This is a genomic window from Streptomyces sp. SID8374 (assembly GCF_009865135.1).
Taxonomy (GTDB): Bacteria; Actinomycetota; Actinomycetes; order Streptomycetales; family Streptomycetaceae; genus Streptomyces.
This window is the reverse complement of sequence record NZ_WWGH01000002.1, coordinates 1,950,091-1,963,744: the sequence shown is the minus strand read 5'-3', so window position 1 is coordinate 1,963,744 and position 13,654 is coordinate 1,950,091. Positions and strand designations below refer to the sequence as shown.

Annotated in this window: 14 protein-coding genes; 6 read left to right on the top strand and 8 right to left on the bottom strand. The window is 71.0% G+C overall.

Annotated features, from left to right (window positions below; translation table 11 throughout):
- Nucleotides 1–13: 13 nt before the first annotated feature.
- Genes GTY67_RS32040 through GTY67_RS32030 form a run of 3 tightly spaced genes read right to left on the bottom strand, consistent with a single transcriptional unit; the run spans nucleotide 14 to nucleotide 3,376 of the window.
- Entirely contained in the window at nucleotides 14–760 is a 747-nt protein-coding gene (locus GTY67_RS32040) for a succinate dehydrogenase/fumarate reductase iron-sulfur subunit (RefSeq protein WP_030575228.1), read from the bottom strand.
- Complete coding sequence (locus GTY67_RS32035) at nucleotides 757–2,706, bottom strand: fumarate reductase/succinate dehydrogenase flavoprotein subunit (RefSeq protein ID WP_161281351.1); 1,950 nt, start codon at nucleotides 2,704–2,706, stop codon at nucleotides 757–759. Before GTY67_RS32035 ends, GTY67_RS32040 begins: the two co-directional genes overlap by 4 nt.
- 1 nt (nucleotide 2,707) lies before the next feature.
- A complete protein-coding gene (locus GTY67_RS32030; RefSeq protein WP_161281662.1) occupies nucleotides 2,708–3,376 on the bottom strand; it encodes a succinate dehydrogenase cytochrome b subunit in 669 nt (222 codons plus the stop codon).
- 131 nt (nucleotides 3,377–3,507) lie between these two features.
- Here GTY67_RS32030 and GTY67_RS32025 point away from each other — a divergent pair, with 131 nt between their 5' ends.
- Nucleotides 3,508–4,404 (top strand): LysR substrate-binding domain-containing protein, encoded by an 897-nt coding sequence (locus tag GTY67_RS32025; protein WP_161281350.1) that lies wholly within the window; start codon nucleotides 3,508–3,510, stop codon nucleotides 4,402–4,404.
- A 94-nt stretch (nucleotides 4,405–4,498) separates the two neighbouring features.
- Here the strand turns inward: GTY67_RS32025 and GTY67_RS32020 are convergent, their stop codons facing one another.
- The 3 genes from GTY67_RS32020 to GTY67_RS32010 all read right to left on the bottom strand — a co-directional run bounded on the left by GTY67_RS32020 (nucleotide 4,499) and on the right by GTY67_RS32010 (nucleotide 8,685).
- The gene (locus GTY67_RS32020; RefSeq protein ID WP_093689378.1) at nucleotides 4,499–6,673 is read right to left on the bottom strand and encodes an EAL domain-containing protein; all 2,175 of its coding nucleotides are present in this window, start codon (nucleotides 6,671–6,673) and stop codon (nucleotides 4,499–4,501) included.
- Nucleotides 6,670–7,488, bottom strand: coding sequence for an SAM-dependent methyltransferase (locus tag GTY67_RS32015; protein ID WP_093689376.1), 819 nt, complete (start codon nucleotides 7,486–7,488; stop codon nucleotides 6,670–6,672). The genes GTY67_RS32020 and GTY67_RS32015 overlap by 4 nt, the downstream gene beginning before the upstream one ends.
- A gap of 237 nt (nucleotides 7,489–7,725) precedes the next feature.
- The gene (locus GTY67_RS32010) at nucleotides 7,726–8,685 is read right to left on the bottom strand and encodes an SCO0930 family lipoprotein (protein WP_161281349.1); all 960 of its coding nucleotides are present in this window, start codon (nucleotides 8,683–8,685) and stop codon (nucleotides 7,726–7,728) included.
- Nucleotides 8,686–9,098: 413 nt separating this feature from the next.
- Here GTY67_RS32010 and GTY67_RS34725 point away from each other — a divergent pair, with 413 nt between their 5' ends.
- The 4 genes from GTY67_RS34725 to GTY67_RS32000 all read left to right on the top strand — a co-directional run bounded on the left by GTY67_RS34725 (nucleotide 9,099) and on the right by GTY67_RS32000 (nucleotide 11,072).
- Entirely contained in the window at nucleotides 9,099–9,314 is a 216-nt protein-coding gene (locus GTY67_RS34725; RefSeq protein WP_202462757.1) for a hypothetical protein, read from the top strand.
- Nucleotides 9,315–9,411: 97 nt separating this feature from the next.
- Complete coding sequence (locus tag GTY67_RS35390; RefSeq protein WP_018487417.1) at nucleotides 9,412–9,546, top strand: hypothetical protein; 135 nt, start codon at nucleotides 9,412–9,414, stop codon at nucleotides 9,544–9,546.
- A 13-nt stretch (nucleotides 9,547–9,559) separates the two neighbouring features.
- On the top strand, nucleotides 9,560–10,324 hold the full coding sequence (locus GTY67_RS32005) for a DUF4239 domain-containing protein (RefSeq protein ID WP_093689373.1): 765 nt from the start codon (nucleotides 9,560–9,562) through the stop codon (nucleotides 10,322–10,324).
- A 184-nt stretch (nucleotides 10,325–10,508) separates the two neighbouring features.
- Nucleotides 10,509–11,072, top strand: coding sequence for a hypothetical protein (locus tag GTY67_RS32000; RefSeq protein ID WP_161281348.1), 564 nt, complete (start codon nucleotides 10,509–10,511; stop codon nucleotides 11,070–11,072).
- Between the two features lie 100 nt (nucleotides 11,073–11,172).
- Here the strand turns inward: GTY67_RS32000 and GTY67_RS31995 are convergent, their stop codons facing one another.
- Nucleotides 11,173–11,655, bottom strand: coding sequence for a hypothetical protein (locus GTY67_RS31995; protein WP_093689369.1), 483 nt, complete (start codon nucleotides 11,653–11,655; stop codon nucleotides 11,173–11,175).
- 371 nt (nucleotides 11,656–12,026) lie between these two features.
- Between GTY67_RS31995 and GTY67_RS31990 the strand changes: the two genes are divergently transcribed.
- The gene (locus GTY67_RS31990; protein ID WP_161281347.1) at nucleotides 12,027–12,689 is read left to right on the top strand and encodes a class F sortase; all 663 of its coding nucleotides are present in this window, start codon (nucleotides 12,027–12,029) and stop codon (nucleotides 12,687–12,689) included.
- A gap of 66 nt (nucleotides 12,690–12,755) precedes the next feature.
- Here the strand turns inward: GTY67_RS31990 and GTY67_RS31985 are convergent, their stop codons facing one another.
- Nucleotides 12,756–13,607, bottom strand: coding sequence for a polysaccharide deacetylase family protein (locus GTY67_RS31985; RefSeq protein ID WP_093689365.1), 852 nt, complete (start codon nucleotides 13,605–13,607; stop codon nucleotides 12,756–12,758).
- Between the last annotated feature and the right edge of the window lie 47 nt (nucleotides 13,608–13,654).

Below are 13,654 nucleotides of genomic sequence, written 5' to 3'. Positions count from 1 at the left end.
ATCAACTCCCTTGTCAGCGGCGGACCTTGCGGGTCGCCCGCAGCCACTCCTTGTTCATCGCCGCGATCGACGGCAGCGGGATGCCCTTCGGGCAGGCGGTCGCGCACTCGCCGGTCAGGGTGCAGCCGCCGAACCCCTCCTCGTCCATCTGGGCCACCATGTCCAGCACCCGGGTCTCGCGCTCCGGGGCACCCTGCGGCAGGACATTGAGGTGGTTGACCTTGGCCGCCGTGAACAGCATCGCCGAGCCGTTGGGGCAGGCGGCGACGCAGGCGCCGCAGCCGATGCACTCGGCGTTCTCGAAGGCGAGTTCGGCGTCCGGCTTGGGCACCGGGGTGGCGTGGGCGTCGGGCGCGGTGCCGGTGGGGGCGGAGATGTAGCCGCCGGACTGGATGATCCGGTCGAAGGAGGAGCGGTCCACGACCAGGTCCTTGACCACCGGGAAGGCGGAGGCCCGCCAGGGTTCGATGTCGATCGTGTCGCCGTCGGCGAAGGACCGCATGTGGAGCTGGCAGGTGGTGGTGCGCTCCGGGCCGTGGGCGTCGCCGTTGATGACGAGGCTGCACGCGCCGCAGATGCCCTCGCGGCAGTCGTGGTCGAAGGCGACGGGCTCGTCCCCGGCGAGGATCAGCTCCTCGTTGAGGGTGTCCAGCATCTCCAGGAACGACATGTCCTGAGAGATACCGTCGACTTCGTAGGTGGCCATGGCGCCGGGCGTCTCGGCATTCTGCTGGCGCCAGACGCGCAGGGTGAGCTTCATGCGTAGCTCCGCTGAGTGGGGTGGACGTACTCGAAGACGAGGTCTTCCTTGTGCAGGACGGGGGCGGCGCCGGTGGTGGTGAACTCCCAGGCGGCGGCGTACGAGAACTCCTCGTCGCGCCGCTCGGCCTCGCCCTCGGGGGTCTGGGACTCCTCGCGGAAGTGGCCGCCGCAGGACTCGGCCCGGTGCAGGGCATCCAGGCACATCAGCTCGGCCAGCTCCAGGTAGTCGACGATGCGATTCGCCTTCTCCAGCGACTGGTTGAACTGCTCGCCGGTGCCCGGCACCTTGATGCGGCGCCAGAACTCCTCCCGAATCTCCGGGATCTTGGCGAGCGCCTTGCGCAGTCCGTCCTCGGTGCGGGCCATCCCGCAGTACTCCCACATGAGTTCACCGATCTCACGGTGGAAGGAGTCGGGGGTGCGGTCGCCGTCGACGGAGAGCAGCAGGTTGATGCGGTCCTCGGTCTCCGCCACCACCTCGGCGACGGCGGGGTGTTCGGCGTCGACCTTCTCGGTGTGCGGGTTGCGGGCGAGGTAGTCGTTGATGGTGGAGGGCAGGACGAAGTAGCCGTCGGCGAGGCCCTGCATCAGCGCGGAGGCGCCGAGCCTGTTGGCCCCGTGGTCGGAGAAGTTGGCCTCGCCGATGGCGAAGAGGCCGGGGATGGTGGTCGAGAGGTCGTAGTCGACCCAGAGGCCGCCCATCGTGTAGTGCACGGCGGGGTAGATCCGCATCGGGACCGTGTAGGGGTCCTCGTCGGTGATCCGCTGGTACATGTCGAAGAGGTTGCCGTACTTCGCCTCGACCGCCTTGCGGCCCATCCGTCCGATGGCCTCGGCGAAGTCCAGGTAGACGCCCTGCCCGCCGGGGCCGACGCCGCGCCCCTCGTCGCAGACGTTCTTTGCGGCGCGGGAGGCGATGTCGCGGGGCACCAGGTTGCCGAAGGCCGGGTAGATGCGCTCCAGGTAGTAGTCGCGCTCGTCCTCGGGGATCTGGTCGGCCGGGCGGTCGTCGCCCTTGGCCTTGGGAACCCAGATGCGGCCGTCGTTGCGGAGCGACTCGCTCATCAGCGTCAGCTTGGACTGGTGCTCGCCGGTGCGCGGGATGCAGGTGGGGTGGATCTGGGTGAAGCAGGGGTTGGCCATGTAGGCGCCGCGCCGGTGGGCCCGCCAGATGGCGGTGGCGTTGGAGTTCATGGCGTTGGTCGACAGGTAGAAGACGTTGCCGTAGCCGCCGGTGGCCAGGACGACCGCGTCGGCGAAGTAGGTGTCGATCTTCCCGGTGACGAGGTCGCGGGCGACGATCCCGCGCGCTTTGCCGTCGACCACGATGAGGTCCAGCATCTCGGTACGGGCGTGGAGTTCGACGCCGCCCGTGGCGATCTGCCGGGAGAGTGCCTGGTAGGCGCCGAGGAGCAGTTGCTGCCCGGTCTGGCCGCGCGCGTAGAACGTACGGGAGACCTGGACGCCGCCGAAGGACCGGTTGTCGAGGAGGCCGCCGTACTCGCGGGCGAAGGGGACGCCCTGGGCGACGCACTGGTCGATGATCTCGACCGAGATCTGCGCCAGCCGGTGGACGTTGGACTCGCGGGCGCGGAAGTCACCGCCCTTGACGGTGTCGTAGAAGAGTCGGTGGATCGAGTCGCCGTCGTTGCGGTAGTTCTTCGCCGCGTTGATACCGCCCTGCGCGGCGACCGAGTGGGCGCGGCGGGGCGAGTCCTGGAAGCAGAACTGGACGACGTGGTAGCCCTGTTCGGCGAGCGTCGCGCCGGCCGATCCGCCGGCCAGTCCGGTGCCGACGACGATGACCGTATGTTTACGCCGGTTGGCCGGGTTCACGAGTTTGGCTTGGAAGCGGCGGGTGTCCCAGCGCTCGGCGACGGGGCCCTCGGGGGCCTTGGTGTCGACGACGGGCTCGCCCGTTGCGTAGTGCGTGTAGTCGGGCATGTCAGCTCACCACTCCGGTCATGACGGCGACGGGTACGGAGATGAAGCCCAGCGTCAGCACCGCCGCGAGGACGTTGGCGAGGGTCTTCAGGACGCGGTCGCGGGTCGCGTTGCCGACGCCGAGTGTCTGCGCGGCGCTCCAGAAGCCGTGCTGGACGTGCAGGCCCATGGCGAGCACGGCGACGATGTAGATGACGTTGCCGTACCAGGTGGAGAAGGTGTCGATGACGTTCTGGTACGGGTGCCCGGCCTCGAAGCTGGTGTGGACCGTGCCGGTGGTCAGGTCGAGGATGTGCCAGACGATGAAGAGCGCGAGGATGATGCCGCCCCAGCGCATGGTCCGGGTGGCGTAGCTGGCGCGGGGCCGCTTGTGGACGTACTTCGCCGGGCGCGCTCTGATGTCGCGGCGGCTCAGCTGGTACGCGGAGATGCCGTGCAGCACGACGGCGGCGACCAGCCCGACGCGGACGATCCACAGCGCCCACTCGTAGTGCAGGATCGGTTCGCCCATGGTGCGCAGCCAGTGGGCGTAGCCGTCGAACTCACCGGGTCCGAAGAAGATCTTCAGGTTCCCGGCCATATGGGCGACGAGATACCCGAGCATGATCAGACCGGTGACGGCCATGATGGTTTTCTTGCCGACGGTCGAGTCCCAGAGCGTACGCGTCATCGACGGCCGTCGGTCCGTCCGCGTTGCCAATGCCATGGAGCTGACGGTAGGGGCCGCAAGCTGATCAGTCCAAGACATGGAGTGGCTGATCTTCATAGGCTCTGCCTATCGGACGACGGTAGCCTCGGTTCATGCACTTCCAGCAGCTCACCTATTTCGTGGCCGTCGCCGAGACCCTGCACTTCACCCGGGCCGCCGAGGCCGTGCATGTCTCGCAGCCCTCGCTCTCCCAGCAGATCCGGGCCCTGGAGACGGAGCTGGGCGCCGAGCTGTTCAGCCGGGCGCGGGGCAACATCGCACTGACCGACGCGGGTGAGGCGTTGCTGCCGCTGGCCCGGCGGATCCTGGCGGACGCGGAGACCGCGCGCCAGGAGGTGCAGGAGCTGGTGCAGTTGCGCAGCGGGCGGGTGCGGCTGGGGGCGACGCCGAGCCTCTGCACGGGGCTGCTGCCCGATGTGCTGCGCGCCTTCCACGACCGCCATCCGGGGGTGCGGCTGCTGCTGGAGGAGGGCGGTTCGCACGATCTCGTACGGCAGCTGGCGCGCGGCGCCCTCGACCTCGCCCTGGTGGTGCTGCCACTGCCCGCCGCGTCGCCTGCTCTGACCACGGTGGAGCTGCTGCGGGAGGACCTGGTGGTGGTGTCGTCCGCCGCCGAACGCGCGCCGGGGCGCGGTGGCCGGGTGCGGATCGCCGATCTCGAAGGGGCGCCGCTGGTGATGTTCCGGCACGGCTACAACCTGCGGGAGCTGACGCTCGCCGCCTGCCGGGCCGAAGGGTTCGAGCCCTCGTTCACGGTGGAGGGCGGCGAGATGGACGCGGTGCTCGGTTTCGTACGGGCGGGGCTCGGGATCGCGGTGGTGCCGAGCATGGCCGCCGGCCGGGCGGGCCCTGACCTGCGGAAGACCCCGCTGGCCGGACCGGGGCTGCGGCGCACGATCGCTCTCGCGCACCGCAGCGACGTGGCGCCGCCCCGGGCGGCCCGGGAGCTCCAGCGGATGCTGCTGGAGCACGGGCCGGGGGTCGGCTGACTCCCCCGCACCCGCCGGAGGCCCCGGGGAGGGCTCCCCCCCCAACCCTCCGGAGGCCCGGGCGGGGCTCCCCCGCTCCCGGTCCCCGTACGCCTCAGACCGCGTCGGCCAGCAGCAGCGAGTGGATGCGGTCCGGGGCGCCGGGGCGGGCGTAGTACCAGCCCTGGGCGGTGTCGCAGCCCAGCCGACGCAGCTGCTCGGCCTGCGCCCCCGTCTCCACGCCCTCCACCGTGACGGCCAGCTCCAGGCTGTGGGCCAGCGAGACGATCCCCTCGACGATCTTCAGGTCGACCGGGTCCGCCGGGTGCTGCTGCATGCCCCGGGTGAAGGAACGGTCCAGCTTGAGGACGCTCACCGGCAGCCGCCGCAGGTTGGCCAGGTTCGAGTAGCCGGTGCCGAAGTCGTCCAGCGCGATGTCGACGCCCATCTCCGCGAGCTGCCGCAGCGGCTTGAGGAGATCGTCGTCGGCGCCGATCAGGGCGGACTCCGTCACCTCCAGGCAGAGCGCACCGGGTTCGAGGCCCGAGCGTTCCAGTACGTCGACGGTCTCGGCGACCAGCCGGGGGTGGTGCAGCTGGGTCGGCGAGAGGTTGACGTTGATCCGCAGCGGGCCTCCGTCGCTGTGCCGCTCCTGCCAGAAGTTGGCCTGCCGGACGGACTCCTCCAGCACCCAGCGCCCCAGCGGCACGATCAGCCCGGTGTGCTCGGCGAGCGGGATGAACCGGTCGGGGCCGAGCACCCCGTGCTGCGGATGGCACCACCGTACGAGCGCCTCGGCGCCGTGCACCGTGCCGTCGCCCAGGTGGACGAGCGGCTGGTACTCGATGAAGAACTCGCCCCGGTCCAGGGCGGCGGGCAGTGCGGTGGTGAGCCCGTGGCGGGTGATGGCGCGGGCGTCGGCCTCGGCGTCGGCGAGTTCGAAGCGGTTGCCGCCCGCCGCCTTGGCCCGATACATGGTGATGTCGGCGCTGCGCAGCACCTCGGCGGCGCTGCGCTCCCCGGCCGGGCCCTCGACGACGCCGATCGAACCGCGGACGGTCAGCTCGCGGCCGTCCAGCCGGATCGGGGTCGCGAGCACGTTGAGGATGCGGCCGGCCAGCTCGTCCACCGCGTCGGCGGTCCCGGGGCCGGTGGTCAGGGCCACGAACTCGTCGCCGCCGAGCCGGGCGACCATCTCACCGGGCGCGGTGGCGCAGCTCTGGAGCCGGTCGGCGACCTCGACCAGGAGCCGGTCGCCGGCCGCGTGGCCGAGGCTGTCGTTGATGGCCTTGAAGCCGTCGAGGTCCAGGTAGCAGAGGCCGAAGCGGGCGCCGTCCTTGGCGGAGAGCACCTTCTCCAGACGCTCGAAGAACAGGGTCCGGTTGGGCAGTCCGGTGAGCGCGTCGTGGGTGGCCTCGTACCGCAGCCGCAGGTTGAGCAGGCGGCGCTCGGTGGTGTCCTCCATGAGCGCGAGCTGGTACTGCGGGCGTCCTTCGGGGTCGCGCAGCAGGGAGACGGTGAGGTTGGTCCACAGGACCGTGCCGTCGTTGCGGTAGTACGCCTTCTCGACCCGGTAGTGGTCGCGCTCCCCCCGTACCAGCTCGTTGTAGAACTTCCACACCTGCGGCGAGTCCTCGGGGTGGACCCACTCGTTCACCTTGTGGCTGCGGACGTGGTGCTCCAGTCCGCCGAACATCCGGGTGAGGGTGTCGTTGATCTCCAGGATGTTGCCGTCGAGGTCGGCGATGCCGATGCCGACGGCGGCGTCCTTGAAGACCGCGCGGAAGCGGGCCTCGGTGGCGTGGAGGGCCTGTTCGGCGTTCGAGCGGGCGGTGAGCGCCGAGCGGGCGATGGCCTCCTGCTCGGCGAGGGTCCGCTCGCGCAGGGCCTGGGAGAAGCCGGAGGCGAGGGTGTGCTGGATGCGGGCGCACCGGGCGCGGGCGTCCTCGGTGGAGAGTTCGCCGGGGCCGTTGCCGCCGCAGTACAGCACGAGGTAGGAGTCGACGACGCCGAGGGTGGAGCTGAGGGCGTCCGGGTCGGTGCAGTGCGCGTCGACCAGTGCCGCGCCGATCCGGGCGGCGGGCGAGGCGTCGAACGGGTGGGCGTGCAGGGTGAGGCTGAGCTCGCGGGCCAGCGGCAGCAGGTGCTGTTCGAACTCGGGCCGGGTCAGGGAGGTGGCCGTCAGGGGGAAGATGGCCCGGCTCCAGATCGTGGCGAATCTCCGGAGCCGGCCTTCGGGTCCGTCCGGTTCCGCGTCCTGCTCACCGGAGGCCTGGGCGGGAATGCTCACGCCTTACGCCCAACCCCGCCGAAGCCCGAGAAGGCGTACGGGTCTTCCTGCTCCGGGGACTGCGGGGTGTCCGGCCGCCACTCGGGCATCGACACGAGGCCGGGCTCCACCATCTCGTACCCGTCGAAGAACGCGCCGATCTCCTCGTGCGTCCGCATGATGAGCGGGTTGCGGATGTTCCGGTAGACGCCGACCGTGCCGTCCGCCTCCTCCTTGGAGAGCGGGATGCCCTCGTACGAGGCGTGGGTCAGGATGAGGAGGCTGCCGGGGGCCAGTGCCTCGCGCAGTTCGGCGACCGCGCCGCGCGGGTCGTCGGCGTCCTCGATGAAGTGGAGCACCGCGACGAGCAGCAGGGCCACCGGGCGGTCCAGGTCGAGGAGTCCGGTGACCGCCGGGTTCTCCAGGATCTCCTGGGGGCGGCGCAGATCGGCGGCGGCGATGACGGCGCGGTCGTTGCCCTCCAGCACCGCCTGGCTGTGCGCGACGGCGACCGGGTCGTGGTCGACGTAGGCCACCTTGGCCTGCGGGTCGGCGGCCTGGGCGACCTCGTGGACGTTGCCGAAGGTCGGGATGCCGGAGCCGATGTCCAGGAACTGGTCGATCCCCGCGTCGACGGCGTACCGCACGGTCCGGCGCATAAAGGCCCGATTGGCCTGCATGATCTTGGGAAGGCCCGGCAGGAACTCCATGGCCTTCCGCGCGGCTTCCCGGTCGACCTCGAAATTGTGCGATCCGCCCAGATAGAAGTCGTACATGCGGGACACGCTCGGCACCGAGATATCTATGCCTTGCGGTGCCCAGGCGGGACGCTCCATCGATGTCTCCAACAAGTTCGCCACGGCGATCCGGCCATGTTCATGGTCAGTGTTGACCAGAGGCTACTGATCGACCGCCAAGAGAGCGAGTGGAAACGGAAATTAGCGATCCGTTATTGGTCACACTCCGGTGGCAACAACGGCCGGTCCGTCGCTGCGCGTACACATGCGGCGACGGACCGGAGCTTCACCCGCCGATTCCCGGTGGTTCGGGGCTACTTGAGAGCTACTGGACGGTTACTTCTCGGCACCGACGAGCTTGGAGTCGGGCGAGACCGCGAACCATGTGCCGCCGACTCCCTGGCCGTTCACGTCACCCGGCTTCTCGTCCCCGGCGAACGTATAGATCGGCCAGCAGTCGATGGTCTGCTGCTTGATCCCGTCGGGCCGGTCGAAAGTGACAAATCCCTTCTTCGTCACGCCTTCCACCGAGTTTTTGGACACGGGGGCGACTACCGGCCACTTCTTGAGGCACTCACCGGTGCAGGCCGTCTTCATCGGCCATGCGGAGTCCTTGGTGAACCGGTAAACCGTCATACCGCGCTTGTCCACCACGATGTCGCCGAGTTCCGGGTCCTTGCGGACCGAAAGCCCCGCCGCGTCGGCCGGTTCGGCGCCGTCCGTGCTGTCGGCGTTGGCGGCCGCCTTCTTCCCGTCGGGGGCGGAGGCGAACCAGGTGCCCCCGACGCCCTGGCCGTTGGTCTGCCCCGGCGCGGTGTCCTTCGCGAACCGGTACATCGGCCAGCCGCCGACGGTCAGCTGCTTGGAGCCGTCGGTCCGCACGACCTCGCCGAGCAGCGAGGCATCGGTCCCGGCGGCGGCGGTGGCATCGTCCGCGGGCACCACGGGCCACGCCTTCTCGCAGTCGCCGTCGCAGTTCGACTTCGGCGGCTTGGCCGTGTCCTTGTCGAAGCGGTAGAGGGTGAACCCCTCGCTGTCGGTGAGCACCTTCCCGAGCTTCTTGCTGTTCTGCACGGCGAGTCGACCCGCCGCCTTGGGGGCCGCCGCATCCGCGCCGGAGCCGTAACCGCCGCTCTCCGAGCCGTAGCCGCTCTCCGCCGGCTGCTGCGCCGGGGCCGCGTTGCCGACCGCCTGGCCGTTGGGCGATGCCGTGCCCTGCTCCTGACCGCACGCCGTCGTCAGCGTCAAAAGGGCCGCGGCGGTGACCGCGAGCGAGGCGTTGCGCCAGGTATTCATGTCGACTCCCGTAGTACGTCGTCGTATCGCTCCGATGGCGGCGCGAGTCCGCGCCGTTCATGGCCCTAGGTACGCGGCGTCACGGGGGTGGCGTTCAAAGCGGGCCGAGAAGAATTCGGCGGAGCACGCATCGGGCCAGGGGGCCGGACAGCTGCGGAAGCGTCAACCGTGCGCAAACATGAACGGCTCATTGTCCCACCATCAGGCGAATCCCCGCGGAGTCGCGCGTGTCGCCGGACGACCTGGATCATGCTCCCGCTCGTGTACGGATCCCGCATCGGGCGGCTCTCGACAGCCGCCGCACTCGTCTGGCTGATAGCCGTACCGCAGCCCGCGACCGCCGACGCCTGCGCGGTGGCCACCATCGGGCAGGACGACGGCAGCACGGCGGTCGCCGTGGCGGGCAGCGGAAAGTGCGTGGTGGTCACCCCTCCGGAGCCCCCACCACCCCCGCCGCCCCCGAAGCCACCACCGCCCCCTCCCCCGCCACCACCGCCTCCTCCGCCACCGCCACCGGAGCCACCGCCCCCACCTCCGCCTCCCCCACCGCCCCCGGCGCCGGAACCACCGCCCCCGCCGCCTCCTCCGCCACCACCTCCAGCGGAGCCGCCACCACCACCCGTGCCTAAGGCCGCGCCCGTGCGGAAGGCCGCGCCCGCACCCAGGCCGGCGCCGAAGCCGTCACCGACCCCCTCGGTGCGGCCGAAGCCGCCGGAGGCGCGGCCCGTGGCGCTTCCGACGTACCGCAAAGCGACCCGCAAGGAGCCGCGGAGCGGACCCTCGCTGGTGTCCACGACCCTGCTGATCACCGCCCCGGCGGTGTTCGCCGTCGCCGTGCTGCGGCCCCGATCGTCCCGCTGACGAGGAGTTACCCATGTCCGAATGGCTCGTCCTGAGCATTGCCATGGCGTCGGCCTGTGCGGTCGTGCTCACCATCGCGATCCTCAACAACCGCCGGATCGCCGATGACGACGATCCCTCCGAGACGCCCGACGTCATCGAGTACATGACGATGATGATCGGCGTGGTCTACGCGATCGTGCTGGGTCTGGCCATCGCCGGGGTCTGGGAGGGCCGCAGCGCCGCCCAGGAGTCCGTACGGCTGGAGGCGCAGGCGCTGCACGAGGTGCAGGCCCGGTCCTCGGTCTACCCGGCCGAGGTCCGCGACCGCATCCGCGCGGACGTGGACGCGTACGTCGCCCATGTCCTCGACGCCGAGTGGAAGGTGATGTCGGAGAAGGGCACCCTCACCGAACGCGGCACGGAGCTGCTGGCCCGGGTGCGGGCGGACGTCACCGAGTTCGAACCGCAGACGGAACTGGAGGGACAGGCCTACCAGCCGCTGGTGGACCAGGTGGCGGCGGCGGACGACGCCCGCAGCTCGCGGGGGCAGAACGCGGGGGCGACGATGCCCGGGGTGGTGTGGTTCGGCCTGATCATCGGGGCGCTGGTGACGGTCGGGCTGATCTTCACCCTGCAGATCCGCAGAACGTTCCGGGAGCTGCTGCTGGCGGGGCTCTTCAGCGTGCTGATCGCGTTCCTGCTCTTCCTGATCTGGGACTTCGACGCGCCCTTCGGCCGGGGCATCTCGGCCACCGCGGAACCGTTCCTCGACCTGTTCCCGCAGGCCGCCCGCTGATACCCGCTCTCCCCGGCCGGCGGACCGCCGAGTGCGCCGGCCGGGGGACGGAATGACCCGTTCGCCGGACCCCGATAGCGGTGGGTCCGCACCCCTCCTAGCGTGTCGCGCATCGAGGTGCATTTTTCCTGCTATGTGGAAATTCATTCCGCAGCTGCCCCTCGGGGAACCCGGAGGATCCACCATGCGCGCGATACGTGTCGCACCCCTCGCACTCCTGGGCGCCACCGCCCTCACCCTGCTGGCTCCGTCCGCCGCCCACGCCGCGCCGGACGGGGCCATCAACACGTTCAACCCGACGATCTCCCCCTCGGTGATCGCTCCGGGCGGCCGGGTGACCCTCGGCGGCGGCGGGTGCACCGGCGAGACGACCGTCACCTCGGGCATCTTCGACACGACCGTCATCCCGAGCGGCAGCACCACGGCCACCGCCACCGTCGACACGGACGCCCGGCGGGGCGCGGTCTACGCGGTGACGTTCGCCTGCGGCTCCACCGGCACCACCCGCAACGTCAACCTGACCATCACCGGGGGCGCCACCAGCACGCCGACGCCCACGACCGCTCCGACCACGGCCCCGACCGTCAGCTCCACGGCCATCGCGCCGAGCGGGGTACGCGGCGGACTCGGCGGCAGCTCCGGCGCCATGAACACGGCGGAGGTCACGGCGGGCGCGGCCCTCGTGCTCGCGGCCGCCACCGGCACCCTCTACTTCGTACGGCGCCGCGGCGCCGGCCGCCGGCACTGAAGGCGCGAGGTCCGAGGTGGAACGCACGACAGTCGCCCCGGGTCCTGACCGCAGGACTCGGGGCGACGGGCGTATCGGGCCAGGCGGGAGGTCCGACGTCCTAGAAGGCCGCATGGCTCGTCCGCCGGCGCCGGACGAGGAAGACCGCGCCACCGACGGCCGCCGCGGCCACCAGTCCGCCGCCGACCTGCATCTCGGTGGAGTTCGGGCCCATGGAGCCGCCGAGCCCGCCCTGCGCGCCGTTGCCGGCGAGCACGGTGAACTTGTGCGTCGCGATCCGGTCGTTGTCGCTGCACTTCACGGAGAGGTGGTAGTGACCCGGCGTGGTGTTGTCGCGGACGCGGGCGTGGGCGTAGTTGGTGCCGTCACCCGCCGAGAGGCTGGTCGTCGGGAACGCGTTCGACCAGACCGTGCCGCCGTGACCGCAGCCGCGAGCCGTGATCTTCAGCGTGCCGCCCTGGTGGACCGACTGCGGGTTGACGGCGACGTTGACCGGACCGTTGGTGGCCGCGGCCATGGGGGCGGCGAGCCCGACAGCTGCGAAAGCGGTCACGGTGACCGCGAGAGCGCGTGAAGCACGCATCGTGTGGACCTCCAGCGGGAAACGCCCCGGAGTCCTGTCCTCCGGGAATGGATCGACGTGAACGCCTCCCATGACGAACACTCACCAGCCGGTCGACGGCTCGCACTTCGGCACTGCTCCACCCCGGTGACACGACACGCCGTACGAAAACCCCTGCGTCCGACGGAGCCGCAGGTCACAGGCCGTCAGAATTTTTATCTGCTCATTACTCCGAAGGGCAGTCACGCCGGAGCCCCGGTGAGGTCGGCCTCAAGGCCCCGGCGCGGTCGGCCCGGAGGCCCGGGTTCCGCCCGCCACCCGTTCGCCTCTCCCTGATCGCCGCCCGGCCGCGGCACCCCTAACGTTCCAAGCGTCGCGACGAAGGGAGCACCATGGGCCGGGACTACGCTGGCGCCGAGCGGACCAGACGCGTGCCGTGGGGTGCCGTCGCCCTGGTCATGCTCACGGGCCTCGCCCTGCTGCGCAACGGGGCGGAGTTCGGGGACGAGGGCCCGCCGCAGCCTGCGGCCGCCGCCTCGCTGGACCTGGGCAGCGACACCGCCGGGCCGCCGGTGGAGGGCGAGCCGGTGCAGCCGCTGCCGTACGCCCCCGCCTCCCGGGTGAAGATCTCCACCATCAACGTGGACGCCCCGATCATCGACGTCAACCTGGACGCCGACGGCTGGATCGACGCCCCGCCGGCCGAGGACCCCAACCTCGCCGGCTGGTACCAGAACGGCATCGCCCCCGGGCAGCGCGGCACCTCCGTGGTCGTCGGCCATGTCGACAACAACTCCGGGCCCGCGGTCTTCTACGGCCTCGGCTCGCTCCAGAAGGGCCACCGCGTCGAGGTGGAGCGGTACGACGGCCGGGTCGGCGTCTTCGAGGTGTACGGGGTCGAGGTCTTCTCCAAGAACGACTTCCCCGGCTCCCGGGTCTACGGCGACACGGGCCACGCGGAGCTGCGGGTGATCACCTGCGGCGGCGGTTACTCCAAGGCGGGCGGCTACGACGGGAACGTGGTGGTCTTCGCCCGGCTCGTCGAGACCCGCTGACCTCGGCGGAGTCCGTACGTCCGTGCCCCCGGCATCCGTTGGACGCCGGGGGCACCGTCGTACGCCTCAGACGCGGTGCGGCACCGTGACGCGGTAGCCCTCGTCCAGCAGCCGGGGCAGATAGCGGCGCAGCGCCTCGACGCTCTGGGACCGGTTGCCGCCCGCGTCGTGCGAGAGGACGACGACACCGGGCGCCGCCCCGTCCAGCACCCGGCGGACGATGGTCCCCGTCCCCGGGGTGGTCCAGTCGAGGGTGTCGACGGTCCAGGCCATCGGCTCCATGCCCAGGTCGGCGCCGATCTCGAAGGAGTTGCGGTTCCATGCGCCGTACGGGGCCCGGTACCAGAGCGGCGCGGCGCCGAGCACCGTCTCGACCACCTCGCTGGTGCGGCCGAGTTCGCTGCGGATCCCGGCGCGGGAGAGGCCCGGGATCAGGGGGTGCGACCAGGAGTGGTTGCCCACGACATGGCCGTCGTCCGCCATCTCGCGCAGCAGGTCGGGGTGGGCGTCGGCCATCTCGCCGCAGACGAAGAACATCGCGCGGACCTGGTGCTTGCGCAGGGTGGCCAGGATGTCCGGGGTGTAGCGGGCGTCGGGGCCGTCGTCGAAGCTGAGGACGATCGAGTGGCCGAGGTCGGGGAGCTCCTCGAAGGGGCGGGTGCGCACCGGGGGTCTGGCCGGCCGGAAGCGGGGCGGGGAGCCCGCCGTCATGGGCTGGAGGCGGTACGCGGGCGGCCTGCCCGGTAGCCCGGCGGGCGGCCCGGCGGCCGCGGCGGGCGGGGTGCCCGCGGCCCGTGCGGGGCGGGTGGGCGTCGACGCCGGATCGGCGGCGATCAGATGCACGGCGGTGGCGGTCCCGAGGCCGAGGGCGACCTTCAGCAGGGTGCGGCGGTCGGGCCGGAGGTGATCACTTCTCATGGCCAACTGCTCGCACGGCCGGGCCCTCCCGTCGGCCGACGACACCG